Here is a 21616-nt window from a genome sequence, read left to right on the forward strand (position 1 = left end):
TCAGTTCTGTCGATACTTGGAGTACCGAATGGACCGTCATACCCTTATCCGCAGTTTCGTTCTGGTGGCCGACAACGGCAGCTTCGCCGCAGCTGCGCTCAGTGAAGGCGTCACCCCGGTGGTCATGGGACGCCGCCTGGACGCGCTGGAGCGCCACCTGGGCGTCAAGTTGATGCATCGCTCCACGCGTGGTCTGCAGCTGACCGACCTCGGTGAGCAGTACCTCGATCGCGCCCGCGCCCTGCTCAAGGACTTCGACGAGGCCGATGCTAGCGTGGCCCGTGGGGGCAGGTCGGTGCGTGGGCATCTGGTGGTATCCGCGCCTGCCGCGTTCGGCAGACGGCATATCGCGCCGCATGCGCCGGCATTTCTCAAGCGCTACCCGGACCTGAAGCTGTCGTTCAACTTCACCGACAGCCTGGTCGATCTGGTGCGCCAGGGTTACGACATGGGCATCCGCATCGGCGAGGTGACCGACCCCAACTACGTTGCGGTCAAGCTCTTCCCCAATCGCCGTGTGGTCTGTGGCGCGCCCAGTTACTTCGAGCTGCACGGCGTGCCGCGCACCCTCGAAGACCTGGCGCGGCACAATTGCCTGGCGTTCAACCTGCAGGGCGGCCAGCAGCGCGGCTGGACCTTCCTGCGCGACGGGCGCCAGGTGGCGGTAAAGGTGGCCGGCAACCTCGATTGCAACGATGGCGAACTGCTCTACGACTGGGTCAAGCAGGGGCTGGGAATCGGCTGGCGCTCGACCTGGGAAATTCAGGCGGAGTTGAAGGCCGGCGAGCTGGTCACGGTGCTCGATGATTACGAAATCCCGGCCTATGACATCCAGGCGGTATACCCACAGCAGCGTTACCTGCCGGCCAAGGTGCGCTTTTTCATCGACTACCTGAAGGACATCTACAACGCGCCGGGGTACTGGGAAGTACGAGGAGGATAAATAGGTTATTCGATACTTATATTGTTTTTATAATATAAACTTATTGTGTACATTTTCATTTTATTTTGTTCTTTTTTGTTGAAACAATCCTTCTCTTCGGCTATTGCATAAGGCGCTTTCTCATGTCGCACAGTCTCATTGGAGCGTGCGGTGACTTCCTGTTCGGTTTTCGGAGACTCCTTATGAATGCGCTTAACCTGTCCACAGCCGTGAGCATCACCCGCAACGCGCTTGCCGTCGGGCGTGAGCTTCGCGCTGCGCCGCTGACGGTGGCAGTGTTGGATGCCGGCGGGCATCTGATCAGCCTGCAGCGCGAGGATGGTGCCAGCCTGCTGCGTCCGCAGATCGCCATCGGCAAGGCCTGGGGTGCACTGGCGCTGGGCAAGGGCTCGCGCCTGATCGCCGCCGATGCGCAGCAGCGCCCGACCTTTATCGGTGCGGTGAACAATCTGGCCCAGGGCAACCTTGTGCCGGCGCCTGGCGGCGTGTTGATCCGTGACGCGCAGGGGCAGGTGATCGGCGCGGTCGGCATCACCGGCGACACCTCGGACATCGATGAGCAGTGTGCGGTCAGCGCGCTGGAATCTCTTGGTCTGAAGGCGGATGCGGGGGCGTAGGGACGCTTTGCGCACCGCCTTGATTGCGGCTGCGCGATGCCCTGGATTGCATCCGGGCTACGACTGTGGGAGGGGCTTCAGTCGCGACTGGGACATCGAAGCGTCGCCGCTAAAGCGCCTCCCACGGTTTGCGGGGTTGCGTAGGGTGGATGTCGCCTTTTACATCCACCAGAGGTGCATCGGTAGAGCGCGATCCATACTGAGACGGACAGTCACCTAGACGCTGCTTACCAGCTCGGAGGCGTTAGACGGCATCGGGTCGACGTCGCAGCCCTTGAGCACCAGACGAATGATTGTCTGCGCGGCGGCTTCGTAGTCGGCGTCGTCCAGGTTGGCCTTGCCGGTGACGGTGGAAATCTGCCAGTCGAAGTCGGCGTAGGTCTGGGTGGCGGCCCAGATGCTGAACAGCAGATGATGTGGGTCGACCTTGGCCATCAGGCCCTGGTCGATCCAGCGCTGGATGCAGGCGATGTTGTGTTTGGCCTGGGCGTTGAGCTGTTCGGTCTGTTCCGGTGACAGATGCGGCGCACCGTGCATGATCTCGCTGGCGAACACCTTGGACGCATGCGGCAGTTCGCGGGAGATGCGGATCTTCGAGCGGATGTAAGCGGTCAGGACTTCGCTCGGGTGGCCTGGCTGGTTGAAGGGGGCAGAGGCAGCCAGTAACGGTTCGATGATGCTTTCCAGGACCTCGCGGTAGAGGTTTTCCTTGGATTTGAAGTAGTAGTAGACGTTGGGCTTGGGCAGGCCTGCCTTGGCCGCGATGTCACTGGTCTTGGTGGCGGCGAAGCCCTTGTCGGCGAACTCCTCGCTGGCTGCGCGCAGGATGAGCTCTTTGTTGCGCTCGCGAATGCTGGTCATAAGGCCCTGTGTTTTCCTCTGCCGCCGAGCGGCGGTCGGGCATGGTAGCACCGGCTTTGCGCGAGGCTCAAGCCAGCGGCCACGGGCTGCGCAGCGCTTAACTGACTTGTGGGTCAAATTTTTGTGTACAGAAAATCGCTTTTCTGTTCTTATCCCGTACAGCTACATCCATGAGCAAAAGTCTCGGCGCGCGACGCTGCAGGAGACCAACGTGAATACCAGTCAGCTCGTCGATCCCTTCGGTCGACGCATCACCTACCTGCGTTTGTCGGTGACCGACCGCTGCGATTTTCGCTGCACCTACTGCATGAGCGAAGACATGCAGTTCGCGCCGCGTGCACAGATACTCAGCCTGGAAGAACTCTACGCCGTGGCCGACGCCTTCATCGGCCTGGGCGTACGGCGTATTCGCATCACCGGTGGCGAGCCGCTGGTGCGCAAGAACCTGCTCAGCCTGTTGCAGCGCCTGGGCGCACGTGACGAGCTGGATGACCTGGCGATCACCACCAATGGTTCGCAACTCGGCGAGCTGGCGCCGCAATTGCGTGCGGCCGGTGTACGCCGTCTGAACATCAGCCTGGATTCCCTGCAGCGCGAGCGTTTCGCCGCGTTCACCCGGCGCGACAAACTCGACCAGGTGCTGGCCGGTATCGATGCGGCGCGTGCAGCCGGCTTAGACAGGATCAAGCTCAACAGCGTGGTGCAGAGCGGGCGCAACGACGACGAGGTGCTGGATCTGGTCGAGTTCGCCATCGACCGTGGCCTGGATATCAGCTTCATCGAGGAGATGCCGCTGGGCAGCGTGGTCAGCCACAGCCGCGAGCAGACGTTCTGCTCCAGCGACGAGGTGCGCCAGCGCATCGAGCAGCGACACTCGCTGGTGCGCAGCAGTACGGTAACCGGCGGCCCCTCGCGCTACTGGCAGGTGGTCGGCAGCGATACGCGAGTCGGCTTTATCTCGCCGCACAGTCACAACTTCTGCGGCGACTGCAACCGTGTGCGGGTTACTGCCGAGGGCAAGCTGGTGCTCTGCCTTGGCCATGACAACGCATTGGATCTCAAGCGTCTGCTGCGCGCCCATCCGGGTGACGGCGAGCGTCTGCGCCAGGCGCTGGTCGAGGCGCTACGCCTGAAGCCCGAGCGACACCACTTCGCCACCGACGAGCAGGTTCAGGTGGTGCGCTTTATGAGCATGACCGGCGGATAGATCCGCTTTCGGATTTCTCACAAGAACAATAAGGAGGCTCTGCATGAAGCCCGTAAGACTGTGTCTGCTATCTACCGTTTTGATGAGCGCGAATGTCCTGGCCCACACCTATGTGGTCGGCGTCGAGGACCTGCCGTTCGCGCCGCACTACAGCGTCGATGCCGATGGGCAATACCGTGGCTTCGCGCGTGAGGTTCTGGATGCCTTCGCCGCCGACAGCGGCGTCAGTCTGACCTACAGGGCGCTGCCGGTGGATCAGCTGCTGCCGGCCCTGCAGCGCGGCGAGATCGACTTCAAGTATCCCGATAGCCCGCACTGGGCCGGCGCGCAAAAGGCGGGCATGGCGATGCATTACAGCCGGGCCGTGGTCGATTATGTCGATGGTGTGCTGGTCGCGCCGCAGCGCCAGGCGCAGCCGTTGGAGAACATTCATCGCCTGGCGATGGTGCAGGGCTGGACGCCGCGTGGATACGAGCAGGGTATCGATAGTGGGCAGATTCAGCTGAGCTACAGCGAGGATTTGCGCCAGATGATTCGCCAGGCCTTGAAGCAGGACAGCGATGGCGCCTACTTCAATGTGGTGGTGGCCACGCATTATCTGGACAACATTCGTGCGCGGCCCGGTGCGCTGGTGTTCGATCCCAGGTTGCCGCACACCCGCGGCAGTTTTCATCTGTCGAGCCAGCGTCATCCGCAGTTGATCGCCCGCTTCGATCGCTTTCTTGCCGAGCGTTCGGCCCAGGTGGCGGCACTCAAGGCGGACCATCGCGTCGAGGCCAACCTGGATAGCGAGTACATGGGCGTCGAGCAATGGAAGGTGGATTTTCTCGAGCGCCAGAAAGCCAAAGCCGGCGCACAGGCGCCGGCTTCGTCCACTCGATAAGGGGTCAGACGGTGGCGCGTTTCAGCGCCTGCGCCTGGCCGTGCATCAGGCCATAGTGCAGCACTGCACCGAGCAGGGCGCCGAGTAGCCAGGCATAGCCCGACAGTTGGCTCAGGGCTGGCGCCCATACCGAAGCGACGGAGAACATCGAGCCGATGGCGAAGGCCAGCATCGCCTTGCGGTTCCAGCCGCCATCGAAGTAGTAGACCGAGCCGACCTCGGCACTGAACAGCTGCTGCAGGTCGAGCTTGCGCCGGCGCACCAGGTAGTAGTCGGCGACGATGATGCCGTACAGCGGCGCGAGCACGGCGCCCAGGGTGTCGACGAAAGCAGCGATCCCGACGCTGCTGATGAAGGCCACCCACAGCGCGCCGATGAAGAAGGCGATAGCTGCGGTGATGAAGCCCCCGGTGCGCGCGCTGATATGCGCCGGCGCCAGGTTGGCCAGGTCATAGGCTGGCGGGATGAAGTTGGCCACCAGGTTGATGCCCACGGTCGCGGCGAAGAAGGTCAGCGCGGCGATGATGGTCAGGGTCAGGTTGTCGACGCGCGCGACTATATCGGTGGGGTTGGTCAATGTCTCGCCGAACACCACCACGGTGCCGGCGGTGATCACCAGGGCGATCAGCGAGAAGAACGCCAGGCTCACCGGCAGGCCGAGGAAGTTGCCGATGGTCATCTGCTTTTCGCTTTTGACGAAGCGGGCGAAGTCGCCGTAGTTGATCACCACCGCGGCGAAGTAGGCGACCATGGTGCCGACCACGGCGAAGAAGGCGGCCACCGGGCCGGCCTTGTATTCGCCCGAGCCACTGAAGATATTGCCCAGCTCGCTGAGCAGGCTCGGGCCGGCCTTGTACCAGATCAGGCCCATCAGCGCGATCATCACCACGTAGACCAGCGGCCCGGCCCAGTTGAGGAAGCGGGTGATCCAGCTCATGCCGCAGACGAACAGCCCCACCTGGAACAGGCAGACGATCACGTAGGACAGCCAGCCGATGGCGGTCAGGCCCATGTATACGGCCGGGTCCTGAGGTTGCAGCAGCGAGTTGAGCAGCAGCGCCACCGCCGTGGAGGCGAAGTAGGTCTGCACGCCGTACCAGAAGATGGCGACGATACCGCGCACCAAGGCGGGGAAGTTGGCGCCGCGTACACCCATGCTGGCGCGGGCGAACACCGGGAAGGGGATGCCGTACTTGACGCTGGGTTTGCCGGTCAGTTGCACCAGGCCCATGACGATGAAGCCGGCGAGAACGATGCCCGCCAGTACCGCCCAGCCATTGAGGCCGTAGGAAATGAACAGCGTCGCCGCCAGGGTGTAGCCGAACAGGCTTTGAATGTCATTCGACCAGACGTTGAAAATCTCGAACCAGCCCCAGGTGCGTTTCTCGGGAGCCAATGGGGCGAGGTCCTCATTGTGTAGCGAGGGGTCGATGTGCTTGATGCGAAAGTCTTCGGTGTTGGACATGGACAGCTCCCAGTTTTGTTCTTGCGCCGCGGCGATCTATGAGGAGATTTGTCTGCAGGTTTCGTTCCGATCCTGTATGCGTTGCGTGACTGATTCCATGTATACAGCCACTTAAACAGTGTTTCGGTAGGAACCTGCTTGTGTTGTACACATAAAAGTCGTTGTTGAATATGGCTTTTGAATAAATTGCACACAAAAAACTGAATTTTTGTGATCAAAAACTTGACCTTCTGGTCAGCTGTGTGCTTGCAAGATGTTGATCGAAAAGCCGGTTACGCCAGTCAAATCGCGCACCGATTCGGTGCCGGGGTTGGTGCTTGAGTGCCGGGTTGGTGCGGCTTCCAGGGTACTTGTCGATGTCCCGTTAAAGAAAAAGGGGGAGGGGCGCAAGCGCCCATCCCCCTTTTACCCGGCCGCCGTCCCTACCGACGTTGGCCAAGTGCGTTGCGGCAACGGTCAGAAGTGATACTTGACCAGTGCCTGCACGGCGGTCTGGTCGAAGCGGTCGCCCGAGCCATCCACCGGTTTCACGCCATACTTGGCGCGCCACATGTTGATTTCGGTGCCCACATAGAGCTGACGTTCCTTGCCGAACAGGGCCTTGCCCGCATCCCACTTGACCTGGATCGAGGAGCCGACCGAGGTCTGAGTGCCGGCGTCGCGCGAGGGCGAGCGCCAGTCGACGAAACCGTCGACCACGAAATCCTGATCGCCCAGGCTGAAAGGGTACGCCGCGCTGACGGTCAGCTGGGTGGCGTAGCCGTTGCTGTCGGCATCCTTGAAGAAGGTGTGGTTGTTGATCTTCACCTGATACAGGTTGGTCTTGAAGTAATTGAAGCCGGGTAGTTCCCAGTCCAGACCGATGCCGTACAGGTAGTTCTCCGGCCCCGGGCCGCCTTCGCCTTTTTCGTAGGTAAAGGCGGCGTAGACGTCCTTGATCGGGCCGGCGGCGAGCTGTTGCCCGGTCAGCCAGCTCAGGCTGACGCGCGGCGAGAACTCCATGTAGTAGAAGGTGTTGCGGTCGTGCTGGCGGAAGGTGCCATTGTCGAAGCTGCCGCGTGTCTGCACGTTGTCGGCGCGGATGTAGTCGAGGAAATAGAAGATGTCGCCCCAGGCCCAGCCGCTGGCGTGCTCGAAGGTGAAGGTGGTCTGAGTGCGCTGCTCTTCGCCATTGAAGTTCATGCGCTGGAAGTTCTCGCCATACAGGTACGACAGGCTGTTGTCCTGCCAGAGCAGCAGGTCGCCGGCGAGCGCCTGCTGGCCGCAGAGCAGTCCGGCAGAAAGGGCCAGGCAGTGAGGCAGATGCTTGAGTTTCATGAATTGTCCTTGTTTTTGAGGTGCAAGCAGGTGCCTCCCGGCAGCAGGCTGCCGGGAGTGAAATCGATGACGCGGTTAACGGGTCAGCTGGTGCGCGCGTCCGGGGTGAGGTCGCGGCTCAGGGTCTTGAGGTTGCCGTCGTCGACGCTATCGTCGTCCTGGCGGTTCTGCAGCACGGTGTGCAGGTGCGCCTCGGGGTCGTAGTCGTCCTCTTCCACTTCCTGCTGTTCGTCTGGCAGGAAAATGTTCAGCACGATGGCGCTGAAGGCTCCGATGGTGATCGGTGAGCCGAAGATGTTCTTCAGCACGTCCGGCATGTGCGACAGCACATCCGGCACGCCAGCTACGCCCAGGCCCAGGCCCAGGGAAATGGCCACGATCAGCACGTTACGGCGGTGCAGACCGGCTTCGCTGAGAATCTTGATGCCGGCCACCGCGACGGTGCCGAACATGATCAGGGTAGCGCCGCCGAGCACCGGTTTGGGCATCAGTTGCAGCACCGCGCCCACCACCGGGAACAGGCCGAGCAAAACCAGGATGCCGGCGATGTAGAAAGCCACGTGGCGGCTGGCTACGCCGGTGAGCTGGATCACCCCGTTGTTCTGGCTGAAGGTGGTCATCGGCAGGCTGTTGAACATGGCGGCGACCGCCGAGTTGCAGCCGTCGGCCAGTACCCCGGACTTGATCCGGCGCATGTACAGCGGGCCCTTGACCGGCTGCCTGGAGATGATCGAGTTGGCAGTCAGGTCGCCAGCGGTTTCCAGCGGAGTGATCAGGAAGATCACGGCGATGGGCACGAAGGCGATCCAGTCGAAGCCGAAGCCATACTTGAACGGCTGCGGCACGCTGATCAGCGGCACATCGGCCATGTTGGCGAAATCCACCCGGCCGGTGAACCAGGCAACGGCGAAGCCGAGCGTCAGGCCGATGATCACCGCGGACAGGCGCAGCACCTGCGACGAGACGCGGTTGAGCACGACGATAGTGCCCAGCACCAGGCCGCCGAGGGCGAGATGATGCAATGCGCCGAGATCCGGTGCGCCGTAGCCGCCGGCCAGGTCGGTCATGCCCACCTTGATCAGCGACAGGCCCATCAGGCAGATGATGGTGCCGGTCACTACCGGGGTGATGACCTTGCGCAGCTTGTTGATGAACTGGCTGAAGGCGATCTCGACGAAGGCGGCGCAGAAGCAGATGCCGAACAGCGTGGCGAGTATTTCCTCCTCGCTGGCTCCGCGCCCTTTGACGATGAAGCCGGCGCTGAGCACCACGCTGAGGAAGCCGAAACTGGTGCCCTGCAGACATAGCAGGCCTGAGCCGATCGGGCCGATGCGTTTGGCCTGGACGAAGGTGCCGAGGCCGGAAACGAACAGCGCCATGCTCACCAGATAGGGCACATGGGCGCCGAGGCCCAGAGCGCTACCGACGATCAGTGTGGGGGTGATGATGCCGACGAAGCTGGCCAGCACATGCTGCAGCGCCGCGAAGATGGCTGGGGCGAACGCTGGGGTGTCGTCCAGCTGGTAGATCAGGTCGCTGTTGCCGGCGGGCGCAGCGGGAGCTTGGGTGTTGCTGTCTGTGGTCATGTCGTAGCCTGCCATTTTGTTTTTATACGGTCATGGGCTTGCACGAGGCTTCACGGCACCTCTCGTCCTGGCCGATAGAAACTTGTCTGGTCGGTCAGAATGTTCCCGACTATAGCAACTTGTGGACATGGTTAAAAACAATTTATTTATCGATTGTGCACAAAAAATGAACCGCCGGTCAGCTCGCGCTGCCGGCGGTTCATGGGTGTAAAAAGATGCCGCGCCAGTCACGGGCGCGACATGTGTGGCAATCAGTTGATCTGCGCGCCCTCGGCGATCCAGCTGCCGATCAGGTCGCGCTCGTCCTGGGTCATCTGGGTGATATTGCCCAGCGGCATGATCTGCGTGGCCACGGTCTGGGCGTGGATCTTGGCCGCCTGCGCCTTCATCTGCTCCGGGGTATCGAGCATCAGGCCGGCCGGTGCAGCGCTGAACATCGGGCTGCTGGGGCTGGCTGAATGGCACACGGTGCAGCGCTCGTGAATCACGTTTTCGACCTTGGCGAAGTCGCTGCTGGTGGCAGGTGCCGCGCTATCGGCGGTCGCTGGCGACTCCGCGCTGACCTCGGTCTTGGCCTGGGCGTCTTGCGTAGCGGGTTCGCTGGGCGTGGCGGGGTTGCCAGGGCGTCCCGTGGCAGGTACGGGAGCGTACTTGATCGCCGGGGCTTGAGCCGTTGCCGGTGCGCTGACCGATTTGCTGTGCGGGCTGGTGACGTAAGCCAGGCAGATCATGCCCAAGGCTGCGGCCGGCAGGGTCCAGACGTACTTGCTGCTGTCGTGGCGGGTGTTGAAGTAGTGACGCACCAGCACGGCCAGAATCGCGATGCCGGCCAGGATTGCCCAGTTGTATTGGCTGCCGTAAGTGCTCGGGAAGTGGTTGCTGATCATGATGAACAGCACCGGCAGGGTGAAGTAGTTGTTGTGGCGCGAACGCAGTAGGCCCTTGGCCGGCAGCAGCGGATCTGGCGTCGTGTTGGTTTCGATCGCCTTAACCAGCGCACGCTGGGCCGGCATGATGGTGAAGAACACGTTGCCGACCATGATGGTGCCGATGATGGCGCCGACATGGATATAGGCCGCGCGGCCGCTGAAAATCTGGCTGAAGCCATAGGCCGCCGCGATGATCAGCACGAAGAGCACGGCGCCGAGCAGGGCGGGGCGTTTGCCCAGCGGCGAATCGCAGAGGAAGTGGTAGATCACATAGCTGACCGCCATGGAGCCGAGTCCGATGGCGATGCCCATCGCCGGAGACAGTTCGACGCCCGGCTTGACCAGGTACAGGCTGGGGTTGAGGTAATACACCACCAGCAGCAGGGCGACGCCCGACAACCAGGTGAAGTAGGCCTCCCATTTGAACCAGTGCAGGTTCTCCGGCATTTTCGGCGGGGCCAGCTTGTACTTTTCTAGGTGGTAGATGCCGCCGCCGTGAATCGCCCAGAGGTCGCCCGACAGGCCGTCGCGCGGGTTGCTGCGGTTGAGGTTGTTCTCCAGCCAGACGAAATAGAAGGATGCGCCGATCCAGGCGACGCCGGTAATCATATGGATCCAGCGGATGCCCAGGTTTAGCCACTCGGTGAAATGTGCTTCCACGATTCGTACCTCTTCCCCGGGGGAGGCACGCCAGCCCCGGGCTTCTCTTATTGGTGGGGTTTGAGGAGAAGGAGCTCGTCCTCATTGAAGAAATGCTCATCGCAGTTGTTACCGGAACCACTGCGATCAACCACCAGGAAGTCATCCCGCTTTTCGATCGTCAGCACCGGATGGTGCCAGACGCCGCGATGGTAATTGACGCCCTGCCTGCCATTGCTGAGGAAGGCACGGACGGACCCTGATACAGGTACATCGCCAAGTGGCGCGACCACGATCAGAAAGGGGTTGCCGAGCAGCGGGATGAAAGCCTGGCTGCCCAGCGGATGGCGTTCCAGCATGCGGATGGTCAACGGCATTTCCAGTGCCTCGGCACTGAAGATGCTGATGATGGCCTTGTCCTCCGGCTGTGCGGTCTCCACGGTGGCCAGCTTGTGATAGCGGCGGGTGGAACCGTTGTTGATCATGAAGAAGTCGCTGCCGTCGGTTTCGATCACGTCACCGAAAGGGGCGAAGGCTTCTTTGCTCAGGGGCTCGATGGTCAGGCTACGCATGGCTGTACTACTTGTTCTGTTCGATTGAAAGGGCGGCAGTGTTACAGCTGCTGCAGACGGAAGAGGGCGATCTTGTTGATCTCGGCCAGGGCGGTGGCGAACTCCTGCTCCGGCGTGTTGTGAATGCGCTCCTCGAAGGCGGCCAGGATCTGGTGGCGGTTGCTGCCCTTGACGGCCTTGATGAAGGGGAAGCCGAACTTGGCCTTGTAGGCGTCGTTGAGCTCGGTGAAGCGGGCGAACTCCTCGGCGGTGCATTCATGGATGCCGGCACCGGATTGTTCGGCAGTGCTGGAGGCAGTCAGTTCGCCGCGTACGGCAGCTTTACCGGCCAGATCCGGGTGGGCGTTGATCAGTGCCAACTGCGCATCGGCGCTGGCGGACAGGAGGATGTCGGCCATGCGCTGGTGCAGGGCGTCGATCTCGTCTACCGAAGCGTCCAGACCGAGGTCATAGGCTTTCTCGGCGACCCAGGGCGAGTGCTCGTAGATGTCGGCGAAGGCTGCGACAAACTCCTCGCGGCTCAGCTGGGACGGGGTCAGGGTCTGGAAACGGCTCATGGGCGGCTCTCTTGTTCGGTCGCGCGGAAGGGGTGAGTGGCGTGCCAGTGTTTGGCGATGTCGACGCGGCGGGCGCACCAGACCTTGTCATGGCTTTTCACGTAGTCAATGAAGCGTGCCAGCGAGGCCAGGCGCGCCGGGCGACCGAGCAGGCGGCAGTGCATGCCGATCGACAGCATCTTCGGCGCGCCGGCCTGGCCTTCGGCGTAGAGCACGTCGAAGGCATCCTTGAGGTATTCGAAGAAATCGTCGCCCTTGTTGAAGCCCTGCACCTGGGTGAAGCGCATGTCGTTGGTGTCCAGGGTGTAGGGGATCACCAGATGCGGCTTTTCCGCGCTGCTGGCCGGGTCCCAGTAGGGCAGGTCGTCGTCGTAGGTGTCGGAGTCGTAGAGGAAACCGCCTTCCTCGCGCACGATGCGTCGGGTGTTCGGGCCCAGACGGCCGGTATACCAGCCCAGCGGACGTTCGCCGGTCAGCTCGGTGAGGATGCGGATGGCCTCGAACATGTGCTCACGTTCGGTGGCCTCGTCCATGTTCTGGTAGTCGATCCAGCGGTAGCCGTGGCTGCAGATCTCGTGACCGGCGTTGACCATCTGCCGAATCACCTCTGGATGGCGCTGCGCGGCCATGGCCACGGCGAAGATGGTCAGCGGGATGTCGTGCTTTTTGAACAGATCGAGCAGGCGCCACACGCCGGCGCGGCTGCCGTATTCGTAGAGCGACTCCATGCACAGGTTGCGCTGGCCCTGCAGTGGCTGGGCGGCGACCATCTCGGAGAGGAAAGCCTCGGATTCCTTGTCCCCATGAAGAATGTTGCGCTCGCCGCCTTCTTCGTAATTGAGCACGAAGGACAGGGCGATGCGGGCATCGCCCGGCCATTGCGGATGGGGTGGGTTTGCGCCGTAGCCGATCAGATCGCGTGGGTAATCAGCATTCACTGCAGTCTTCCTATCTGGAGCGTTGCGGTCACTGCGTGCCGGATAATCGACGGCTACGCGACCGGGATGAGTAATTGTATACAAAGTTAATTGCTGTTTGTAAATCGACTTTTCATCATTTTCTTCGCGGTGCGTGGCCATGGAAAAATTGACCGGATGGCCAGCAATGCGCGCGGGTTGTGCCGTGATTACTAACTGGGGATGGGGTGAATAGTGAACCGCTTTGGTGCGTTTCGAGTATGGCTACTGGATTTATTGTGTACAATTTTTGATTAAAGTGTTTTATATTATGGCTGCGTGCTATCCTGCCATCGCGTCGGTGCACTGCGACGAGCCGATTTCAACAAAGTAGAGGAGGTGTGATGTTCGCCGGGCGCTGGCCGCTACGAGCATCCGAAACCCATGGGACGATTGACTACACACGTACTGGATGCCGCACATGGCTGCCCAGGCAGTGACATCAAGGTCGAGCTGTACCGCGTCGAAGGCGCGCAGCTGGAACTGATCAACACCGTTACCACCAACCACGATGGCCGTTGCGATGCACCGGTGCTGCAGGGCGATGATTACCGCACGGGCGTCTATCAACTGCACTTCCATGCCGGCGACTACTACCGCGCCCGTGGCGTGAAACTGCCGGATACCGCATTTCTCGATGTGGTCGTGCTGCGCTTCGGCATCGATGCCGGTCAGGAGCATTACCACGTGCCGCTGCTGATTTCTCCCTACAGCTACTCCACCTACCGCGGTAGCTGATGATTGGCGGGCCGTCCGCCAGACGAATGCTTGTCACCCTCAGACTCGTTTGAGTCCTTACGCCCGCTCACACTGCGGGCTTTTTTTTGCGCGAATGTTTTTGCCAAGGCTAAGACCTGTCCAATGTTGTTGTGTGGTCAGGTGACGCCCAGGGGGGAGGGTGCTTGGGGGCACCAAGTTGGATGAACTCCATGGCGCTGCGTGCGGATCCTACCGATGCACGTTGACGTAGTTCCAATGCAAATCTGGGACTGATAGCTGTCAGTCAACAGAAACGCTGCGGCTGCTTTTGCAGGGGCGCGGGTGTTTTGCCTGATCGGGCTGCTGCTACCAAAGATCTTCGCGGACAAGTCCGCTCCCACAGAACACAGACAGTGCTTTTGTGGGAGCGGACTTGTCCGCGAAGCTTTTGTTCTGAATGACTGACTACGGCGATGAGCTTTTGATCATCGCCTCGAGCGTGTCGTCAGAGGAAGGCGAACTTGGCGATGAAGATGACGCACAGCACGTACAGGCTCAGCGATACCTTGTCGCGCTGGCCGGTGAGCAGCTTGAGCGTGGCGTAGGTGAGAAAGCCCAGGGCGATGCCGTTGGCGATGGAGAAGGTCAGCGGCATCATCACCACCGTGACGATGGCCGGAATGGTGTCGGTGTGATCCTTCCAGTCGATGTGCGCCATGCCGCTCATCATCAGCATCGCCACGTAGATCAGCGCGCCCGCGGTGGCATAGGCGGGAATCATGCCGGCCAGTGGCGCAAAGAACATCGCGGCGAGGAACAGCAGGCCGACGGTGATGGCGGTCAGGCCGGTGCGGCCCCCGGCGGCGACGCCCGAAGCGCTCTCGACGTAACTGGTCACCGGCGGGCAGCCAACCATCGCGCCCACGACGCTGGAGGTGGAGTCGGCTTTCAGTGCCTTGGAGAGATTGTGGATCTTGCCGTCTTCGTCTACCAGGTTGGCGCGATGCGCCACACCCATCAGGGTGCCGGCGGTGTCGAACATGTTCACGAACAGGAAGGCCAGGATCACGCTGATCATCGCCACATTGAACGCGCCGGCGATGTCCATCGCCAGGAAGGTCGGCGCCAGGCTCGGCGGCATCGACACCAGACCGCCATATTCCACCAGGCCCAGGGCCCAGCCGATGGCGGTCACGCCGAGCATGCTGAACAGGATCGCGCCAAACACGTTGCGATGACTGAGCACGGCGATCAGCAGGAAGCACACGGCTGCGAGCAGCGCCGTCGGATTGCCGAACGAGCCCATGGTCAGCAGGGTCGCCGGGCTGTCGACGACGATGCCGGCGGTCTTCAGGCCGATGAGGCCGAGAAACAGGCCGACCCCGGCGCCCATGGCGAAGCGCAGGCTCATCGGGATGCTGTTGAGCAGCCATTCGCGAATCTTCGACAAGCTCATGATCATGAACAGCACACCGGAGATGAACACTGCGCCCAATGCGATCTGCCAGCTGTAGCCCATCTCGCCGACGACCGTGTAGGTGAAGAAGGCATTCAGCCCCATGCCCGGCGCCAGACCGACCGGCCAGTTGGCGTACAGGCCCATCAGGAAGCAGCCAAGGGCTGCGCCGATGCAGGTGGCGACGAAGGCGGCGCCATGGTCGATGCCGGCGCCGGCCATGATGTTGGGGTTGACGAAAATGATGTAGGCCATGGTGACGAAGGTCGTCAGGCCCGCCAGCAGTTCGGTCTTTATGGTGGTGCGGTGCTCGGTCAGTTTGAAGAAGCGGTCGAGCAGGCCACCCCTTGCCAGTTGATTCGCGTGTTGTTCTTGTTTGACGCTTTCCACAGCGGGTACTCCTCATCTCTCTTGTTGTGTACCGCCCAGAGCGTTGCGCAAGAACAATGCTCTCTGAGGCAGGCGGTGTCTTTGGTGGTGCTTCCTGGCTAAGTTGTTGACCGAGCGGTCAAGAAGTCACTCAGGCGCGATTATGATGTTGTATACAAAAAATGCAATTAATGTTTTTAATGTTGCATTAATCGCACCAGTCGTACGGTCTGGCCCGGATGCGCACGGATTAGGCGACAATCATTCTGGAATCTGCTTTAAATTCTTTAAAAACAATAAGATAGATGGGTTGCGGGTTTGACGCTTTTACTCGCGTACGCATCGATCCATCGGATAAGGAAACCCTTAGCTGCTAACGAACTGACAACGCAGCTATATATAAGGAAAGAATTTGATCTTCGGCACTCACCCTGGTCAGCGAGCGGCCGATAGCAGCTATGACGTCATACAACGCATGGTGTAGTGGCGGATTGACTTGTGTACAATTGCCTCCATTCTTTTCTGATGTTTTTTCGCTCGGTGCTTGTCAGCTACCGGGTAGAACACAGTAGAGTCGCACTGTCGCCGACTCTCATTGACGCGAGCCAGAATGAACGATCAATTGCAGCCTCTGAAGAAGCAGCCGCGCGCGGGTAAAAGCAGCCGCAGCGGGACTCAGGACGATGTCGTATATGCCCACATTTTCGATGCGATTCTTGAGCAACGCCTGGCGCCCGGCACCAAGCTGAGCGAAGAGGCGCTGGGTGAGATCTTCGGCGTCAGCCGCACCATCATTCGTCGCGCCTTGTCGCGCCTGGCCCATGAGGGCGTGGTGCTGCTGCGGCCGAATCGCGGTGCGGTGGTGGCCAGCCCTAGCGTTGAAGAGGCCCGGCAGATTTTCTATGCACGTCGTCTGGTCGAGCGTGCCATCACCGAGCTGGCCGTCGAGCACGCCACCGCTGAACAGCTCGCTGAGCTACGGCAGATGGTCAAGGACGAACAGGACAGCTTCTCCCGTGGAGATCGTGGTGCGGGTATCCGTCTGTCCGGCGAGTTCCACCTGAAACTGGCCGAAGCCGCACGTAATGCGCCGCTGGTCAGCTTCCAGCGCAGCCTGGTGTCGCAGACTTCGCTGATCATTGCCCAGTACGAAAGCGGCAGCCGTTCGCATTGCTCCTACGACGAACACAATCAGCTGATCGACGCCATCGAGGCGCGCGATACCGAGCGTGCTGTGCACCTGATGATGCATCACATGGACCATATCGACAGCAAGCTGAACCTGGACGAGGAAAGCGCCTCGGACGACCTGCACGCGGTGTTCTCGCATCTGTTGCAGACGAAGAAGAAGCCCGGCCGCAACGCTGCCAATCGCTGATTCGCCACTCTGAAATGAAAGCCCCGATGTTCGCGCATCGGGGTTTTTTCGTTGTGGAGACGATGTAGCTGAGGCGAGGCGCATTTGTAGGAGCGAATTCATTCGCGATGCTGTCGAGCATGGCTTGCAGCCTGATCGCGGATAAATCCGCTCCTACGAGAGCGGTAAGGCCCTCGCCTCGGTGATCCGTGCTGAGTTGATCGCCGGCAAGCCGGCTTCTACGCGATCGTGCCTCTTGGTGAAAGTCCCGCTCAAATCTGTAGGAGCGAATTTATTCGCGATGCTGTCGAGCATGGCTTACAGCCTGATCGCGGATAAATCCGCTCCTACAAGGGCGCGCAGATCATCGGTCTCAGCTGCGCTGGTGTACCGAGACGCCGGCCGCGAAGGTCTCTTTCACGGCGCGGTCGTCGCCGAGCATGGTCAGGGCGAACAGGCGTTCTTCCAGGCTCCTGGCCTGCTGCATGCGGTAGCTGATCAGCGGCGTGGCGTTGTAGTCCAGCACCAGGAAGTCGGCGTCCTTGCCGGGCAGGAAGTTGCCCAGCTTGTCGTCCAGATACAGCGCATTGGCGCCGCCCAGGGTGGCCAGGTACAGCGACTTGAACGGGTCGAGCTTCTTGCCCTGCAGCTGCATCACCTTGTACGCCTCGTTCAGCGACTGCAACTGACTGAAGCTGGTACCGGCGCCGACGTCGGTACCCAGGCCGACGCGCACGCCATGAGCTTCCAGCTTGTTCAGATCGAACAGGCCACTGCCGAGGAATAGGTTGGACGTCGGGCAGAAGGCCACCGCCGAGCCGGTTTCCGCCAGGCGCTTGCACTCGTCGTCGCACAGGTGCACGCCATGGGCGAACACCGCGCGCGGGCCGATCAGCCTGTGGTGGTCGTAGACGTCGAGGTAGCCCTTGCGCTCGGGGAACAGTTCCTTGACCCATTCGATTTCCTTGCGGTTCTCGGACAGGTGGGTGTGCATGTACAGGTCCGGGTACTCGCCCAGCAGCTTGCCGGTCAGCTCCAGTTGCTCCGGCGTACTGGTCGGGGCGAAGCGCGGGGTGACGGCATAGTGCAGGCGGCCCTTGCCGTGCCAGCGCTCGATCAGGGCCTTGCTCTCGGCGTAGCCGGACTCGGCGGTGTCGGTCAGGTAGTCCGGGGCGTTGCGATCCATTAACACCTTGCCGGCGATCATGCGCAGGTTGAGCTTGTCGGCCTGCTCGAAGAAAGCATCCACCGACTGCGGGTGCACGCTGCCGAACACCAGGGCGGTGGTGGTGCCGTTGCGCAGCAGTTCCTTGAGGAAGATCGCCGCCACGTCGCTGGCATGCGCCTTGTCTTCGAACTGCCGCTCGGTAGGGAAGGTGTAGGTGTTGAGCCAGTCCAGCAGTTGCTCGCCGTAGGAGGCGATCATGCCGGTCTGCGGGTAGTGGATGTGGGTGTCGATAAAGCCGGGGGTGATCAGTGCGTCGCAGTAGTGCTGGATCTCGATGCCGGCCAGCTTCGGCAGCAGCTCGGCAGCCGCGCCGACCTGGGCGACTTTGCCGTTTTCGATCAGCAGGATGCCGTCCTCGAAATATTCATAGGACTGCTCGACACCGACCACGGCCGGGTCGGCGAGGCTGTGCAGGATGGCGGCGCGGTAGGCTTTGCGGGTGTTGCTCATTGTTCGAATCTCGTGCGTGGGATGCGCTGGGCGCATCATAAAAATGGGTGTGGTGCGCATAGCGCACCAAGAATCAGGATCGGCGAGAGGCCGGTAGCAGCTTGGCCACGCTGGATTCGCCTTTCTTCACGTCCTGACCGGCTCTTTTTTCACCAAACAGGGCGTTATAGGTGGCAATTACCTCGCCGGCGATGGACACGGCGATTTCCACTGGCAGCTTGCCTTTCACCTCGGGTAGGCCCATGGGGCAGCGCATACGCGCCATCAGGGTGTCCGCGAAGCCGCGTTCGCGCAGGCGATGCTCGAACTTGACGCGCTTGGTCTTCGAGCCGATCAGGCCGTAGTAGGCGAAGTCGCCGCGTTTGAGGATCGCCGCGGTCAGCTCCAGGTCGAGCTGGTGATTGTGGGTCATGACGATGTAGTAGCTGCCGGGCGGCATGTTCTCCACCTCGTCGACCACTTCGTCACCCACGATCTTCTCCACGCCGGCGGGGATGTGCTCGGGAAATTCGTTCTCCCGCGAGTCGATCCAGCGCACCTTGCACGGCAGGCTGGCGAGCAGTGGCACCAGCGCGCGGCCGACATGGCCGGCACCGAACACGGCGATCTGTGCCTGCGGCTGGCCCATGGGCTCGAACAGCAGCACGGTGGCGCCGCCACAGCACTGGCCGAGGCTGGCGCCGAGGGAGAAACGCTCCAGGCGCGTGTCCTGGCTGCGGCTGGCGAGCATCTCTCGCGCCATCTCCATGGCCTTGTATTCCAGATGGCCGCCACCGATGGTTTCGAAGATGCGTTCGGCGGTGACCACCATCTTCGAGCCGGCATTACGCGGCGTCGAGCCGCGTTCTTCGATGATGGTCACCAGAACGCAGGCTTCACCTTTTTGCTGCAGCTCGGCGAGGGCGCTGATCCAGCTCATTTGCTCAGCCTCCAGGAAGGCGTGGTCTGTCCCGGGCGCGGCAGGCGCCAGTTGCTCGGCGACGGATCGAGAATCGGCTCCGGCGCCGGGCGAGCGGGGCGGTTATTCGGTTCGGTGTGTTTTGTCATTGTTGTACACCTCTTTGCTTCGGGTCGTAGCCCGGATGCAATCCGGGGCAGGGTCCCCCCGGATTTCATCCGGGCTACGAATCAGGCCGGTTCGACCTCGGCAGCTTTGGCTGCCTTGCTCTGTGCTTTCAACTTGCGCATCTGCTCCACGCCCCAAAGCACGCGCTCAGGCGTGGCCGGGGCGTCGATCTGCGGCTGCACCTTGTAGTCCGCCAGGCTGGCCACGGCGTCCTTGAGAGCGCACCAGGCGGCGATGCCGAGCATGAATGGCGGCTCGCCCACGGCCTTGGAGTGGAACACGGTGTCTTCCGGGTTCTTGCGGTTCTCCACCAGCTTCACGCGCAGGTCGATGGGCATGTCGGCAATGGCCGGGATCTTGTAGCTGGCCGGGCCGTTGGTCATCAGCTTGCCCTTGGCGTTCCACACCAGCTCTTCCATGGTCAGCCAGCCCATGCCTTGGACGAATGCGCCTTCCACCTGGCCGATGTCGATGGCCGGGTTCAGCGAGTCACCGACGTCATGCAGGATGTCGCCACGCAGCATGCGGTATTCGCCGGTCAGGGTGTCGACCAGCACTTCCACGCAGGCCACGCCGTAGGCGTAGTAGTAGAAAGGACGGCCAGCCGCCTTGTCGCGATCGTAGTAGATCTTTGGGGTGCGATAGAAACCGGTCGAGGACAGCGAGACCTGACCGAAGTAGGCCTTCTGGATCATTTCCTCAAAGGACAGAAAGTGCTCGCGCACACGCACCTGCCCGTTGCGGAATTCGACGTCTTCCGGAGTGACCTTGTATTCACGCACCAGGAAGTCCACCAGGCGCTGCTTGATGGTTTCGGCTGCGTTCTTCGCCGCCATACCATTGAGGTCGGCGCCGCTGGAGGCGGCGGTCGGCGAGGTATTGGGCACCTTGTCGGTATTGGTGGCAGTGATCTGGATGCGCTCGATATCGACCTGGAACACTTCGGCGACGACCTGGGCCACCTTGGTGTTGAGGCCCTGGCCCATCTCGGTGCCGCCGTGGTTCAGGTGGATCGAACCGTCGGTGTAGATATGGATCAGCGCGCCGGCCTGGTTGAGGAAGGTGGCGGTGAAGCTGATGCCGAACTTCACCGGGGTCATCGCCAGGCCTTTCTTCAATACCGGGCTTTTGTTGTTGAACTCGATGATTTCGCGGCGGCGCCTGGCGTACTCGCAGCTTTGTTCCAGCTCGGCGGTCATCTCGTGGATGACGTTGTGCTCGACAGTCTGGTGGTAGTGGGTGACGTTGCGCTCGGTCTTGCCGTAGTAGTTGAGCTTGCGCACTTCCAGCGGGTCCTTGCCCAGGCTGCGCGCGACGGCGTCCATCACTTCCTCGATGGCGACCATGCCCTGTGGGCCGCCGAAGCCGCGGTAGGCGGTGTTCGACGCGGTGTTGGTCTTGCAGCGATGACCGTTGATGGTGGCGTTGCCGAGGAAGTAGGCGTTGTCCGAGTGGAACATGGCGCGGTCGACGATGGAGCCGGACAGGTCCGGCGAGTAGCCGCAGTTGCCGGCCAGGTCCATCTCGATGCCGTGCAGCAGGCCGTCGTCATCGAAGCCGACGTCGTACTCGACGTAGAAGGGGTGACGCTTGCCGGTCATGCTCATGTCTTCCATGCGCGGCAGGCGCATCTTGGTCGGTCGGCCGGTGAGGTGGGCGATCACCGCGCACAGGCAGGCCGGGCCGGCGGCCTGGGTTTCCTTGCCGCCGAAGCCACCGCCCATGCGGCGCATGTCGATGACGATCTTGTTCATCGGCACGCCGAGCACTTCGGCCACCAGCTTCTGCACCTCGGTGGGGTTTTGCGTCGAGGTGTAGACCAACATGCCGCCATCTTCTGTGGGCATCACCGAGGAAATCTGGGTTTCCAGGTAGAAGTGTTCCTGGCCACCGATATGCAGGGTGCCCTGCAGGCGACGCGGGGCGTTGGCCAACTTGCTGGCCGAGTCGCCGATGCGGTGGGTGTGGCTGGCGAGCACGAAATGCTTCTTGCGGTACGCCTCGACCACATCGAGCACCGCCTCCAGGTCTTCGTACTCGACGATGGCGGCCATGGCCGCCTTGCGCGCGGTTTCCAGACTGTCGGCGGCCACCGCCAGCACCACCTGACCAACGTACTCCACCTTGCCGTCGGCCAGCAGCGGATCACCGGCGACCACCGGGCCGATATCCAGCTGGCCCGGCACGTCATCCTTGGTGATGGCGATGGCCACGCCCGGAAACTCGTAGCAGGGGCGGGTGTCGATGCGCAGGATGCGCGCATGGGCGCGATCCGACTGGCGCGCATAGACGTGCAGCTGGTTGGGAAACTCCAGGCGGTCGTCGACATAGACCGCTTCGCCGGATACGTGCTTGTCCGCGCTCTCGTGCTTGACGCTGCGGCCGACGCCGCTGGCCATGCCGGCGCGGAACAGGGCGGCCAGCTCTTCCTGGGATTTGTGTTCGATATGACTGGACAT

General features: G+C 61.6%; 18 protein-coding genes. 6 read left to right on the forward strand and 12 right to left on the reverse strand.

Features of this window, described 5'->3' with window-relative positions:
• The first annotated feature begins 28 nt into the window (after window positions 1-28).
• Both B3P22_RS13855 and B3P22_RS13860 read left to right on the forward strand, forming a co-directional pair.
• Complete coding sequence (locus B3P22_RS13855) at window positions 29-943, forward strand: LysR family transcriptional regulator (RefSeq protein ID WP_013715037.1); 915 nt, start codon at window positions 29-31, stop codon at window positions 941-943.
• Between the two features lie 182 nt (window positions 944-1125).
• Window positions 1126-1560 carry a GlcG/HbpS family heme-binding protein gene (locus B3P22_RS13860; RefSeq protein WP_296271362.1) on the forward strand — a complete coding sequence of 145 codons (435 nt, stop codon included), beginning with the start codon at window positions 1126-1128 and terminating at the stop codon, window positions 1558-1560.
• Between the two features lie 216 nt (window positions 1561-1776).
• On the opposite strand, the gene B3P22_RS13865 is transcribed toward B3P22_RS13860, so the two are convergent.
• Complete coding sequence (locus B3P22_RS13865) at window positions 1777-2421, reverse strand: TetR/AcrR family transcriptional regulator (protein ID WP_296271363.1); 645 nt, start codon at window positions 2419-2421, stop codon at window positions 1777-1779.
• Between the two features lie 211 nt (window positions 2422-2632).
• Between B3P22_RS13865 and moaA the strand changes: the two genes are divergently transcribed.
• Complete coding sequence (gene moaA / locus B3P22_RS13870) at window positions 2633-3628, forward strand: GTP 3',8-cyclase MoaA (RefSeq protein WP_296271364.1); 996 nt, start codon at window positions 2633-2635, stop codon at window positions 3626-3628.
• A gap of 43 nt (window positions 3629-3671) precedes the next feature.
• Complete coding sequence (locus tag B3P22_RS13875) at window positions 3672-4511, forward strand: substrate-binding periplasmic protein (protein ID WP_296271365.1); 840 nt, start codon at window positions 3672-3674, stop codon at window positions 4509-4511.
• A 4-nt stretch (window positions 4512-4515) separates the two neighbouring features.
• On the opposite strand, the gene B3P22_RS13880 is transcribed toward B3P22_RS13875, so the two are convergent.
• The 7 genes from B3P22_RS13880 to puuE form a co-directional block, all read right to left on the reverse strand.
• The gene (locus tag B3P22_RS13880) at window positions 4516-5976 is read right to left on the reverse strand and encodes an NCS1 family nucleobase:cation symporter-1 (protein ID WP_296271366.1); all 1461 of its coding nucleotides are present in this window, start codon (window positions 5974-5976) and stop codon (window positions 4516-4518) included.
• A gap of 456 nt (window positions 5977-6432) precedes the next feature.
• The gene (locus tag B3P22_RS13885; protein ID WP_296271367.1) at window positions 6433-7293 is read right to left on the reverse strand and encodes an outer membrane protein OmpK; all 861 of its coding nucleotides are present in this window, start codon (window positions 7291-7293) and stop codon (window positions 6433-6435) included.
• Between the two features lie 83 nt (window positions 7294-7376).
• A complete protein-coding gene (locus B3P22_RS13890; RefSeq protein WP_419096437.1) occupies window positions 7377-8894 on the reverse strand; it encodes a nucleobase:cation symporter-2 family protein in 1518 nt (505 codons plus the stop codon).
• A gap of 236 nt (window positions 8895-9130) precedes the next feature.
• Window positions 9131-10468 (reverse strand): urate hydroxylase PuuD, encoded by a 1338-nt coding sequence (locus B3P22_RS13895; protein ID WP_296271368.1) that lies wholly within the window; start codon window positions 10466-10468, stop codon window positions 9131-9133.
• Between the two features lie 47 nt (window positions 10469-10515).
• Complete coding sequence (locus tag B3P22_RS13900; protein WP_296271369.1) at window positions 10516-11019, reverse strand: ureidoglycolate lyase; 504 nt, start codon at window positions 11017-11019, stop codon at window positions 10516-10518.
• Window positions 11020-11060: 41 nt separating this feature from the next.
• Window positions 11061-11576 carry a 2-oxo-4-hydroxy-4-carboxy-5-ureidoimidazoline decarboxylase gene (gene uraD, locus B3P22_RS13905; protein WP_296271370.1) on the reverse strand — a complete coding sequence of 172 codons (516 nt, stop codon included), beginning with the start codon at window positions 11574-11576 and terminating at the stop codon, window positions 11061-11063.
• On the reverse strand, window positions 11573-12514 hold the full coding sequence (gene puuE / locus B3P22_RS13910) for an allantoinase PuuE (protein WP_296271371.1): 942 nt from the start codon (window positions 12512-12514) through the stop codon (window positions 11573-11575). Before puuE ends, uraD begins: the two co-directional genes overlap by 4 nt.
• 402 nt (window positions 12515-12916) lie before the next feature.
• On the opposite strand from puuE, the gene uraH reads away from it, so the two are divergent.
• Window positions 12917-13270 carry a hydroxyisourate hydrolase gene (gene uraH, locus B3P22_RS13915; RefSeq protein WP_296271372.1) on the forward strand — a complete coding sequence of 118 codons (354 nt, stop codon included), beginning with the start codon at window positions 12917-12919 and terminating at the stop codon, window positions 13268-13270.
• Between the two features lie 466 nt (window positions 13271-13736).
• On the opposite strand, the gene B3P22_RS13920 is transcribed toward uraH, so the two are convergent.
• A complete protein-coding gene (locus B3P22_RS13920) occupies window positions 13737-15077 on the reverse strand; it encodes an NCS2 family permease (protein ID WP_197858250.1) in 1341 nt (446 codons plus the stop codon).
• Between the two features lie 589 nt (window positions 15078-15666).
• Here B3P22_RS13920 and B3P22_RS13925 point away from each other — a divergent pair.
• Entirely contained in the window at window positions 15667-16434 is a 768-nt protein-coding gene (locus tag B3P22_RS13925; protein ID WP_275544738.1) for a GntR family transcriptional regulator, read from the forward strand.
• Between the two features lie 352 nt (window positions 16435-16786).
• On the opposite strand, the gene guaD is transcribed toward B3P22_RS13925, so the two are convergent.
• The 3 genes from guaD to xdhB form a co-directional block, all read right to left on the reverse strand.
• Window positions 16787-18091: a guanine deaminase gene (guaD, locus tag B3P22_RS13930; protein WP_296271373.1), complete on the reverse strand. Its 1305-nt coding sequence runs from the start codon at window positions 18089-18091 to the stop codon at window positions 16787-16789.
• A 73-nt stretch (window positions 18092-18164) separates the two neighbouring features.
• On the reverse strand, window positions 18165-19010 hold the full coding sequence (gene xdhC / locus B3P22_RS13935; RefSeq protein ID WP_197858252.1) for a xanthine dehydrogenase accessory protein XdhC: 846 nt from the start codon (window positions 19008-19010) through the stop codon (window positions 18165-18167).
• A 209-nt stretch (window positions 19011-19219) separates the two neighbouring features.
• The gene (gene xdhB, locus B3P22_RS13940; RefSeq protein WP_296271374.1) at window positions 19220-21616 is read right to left on the reverse strand and encodes a xanthine dehydrogenase molybdopterin binding subunit; all 2397 of its coding nucleotides are present in this window, start codon (window positions 21614-21616) and stop codon (window positions 19220-19222) included.

It is taken from the genome of Pseudomonas sp. UBA6323 (genome assembly GCF_002439135.1).
Classification (GTDB): Bacteria; Pseudomonadota; Gammaproteobacteria; order Pseudomonadales; family Pseudomonadaceae; genus Aquipseudomonas.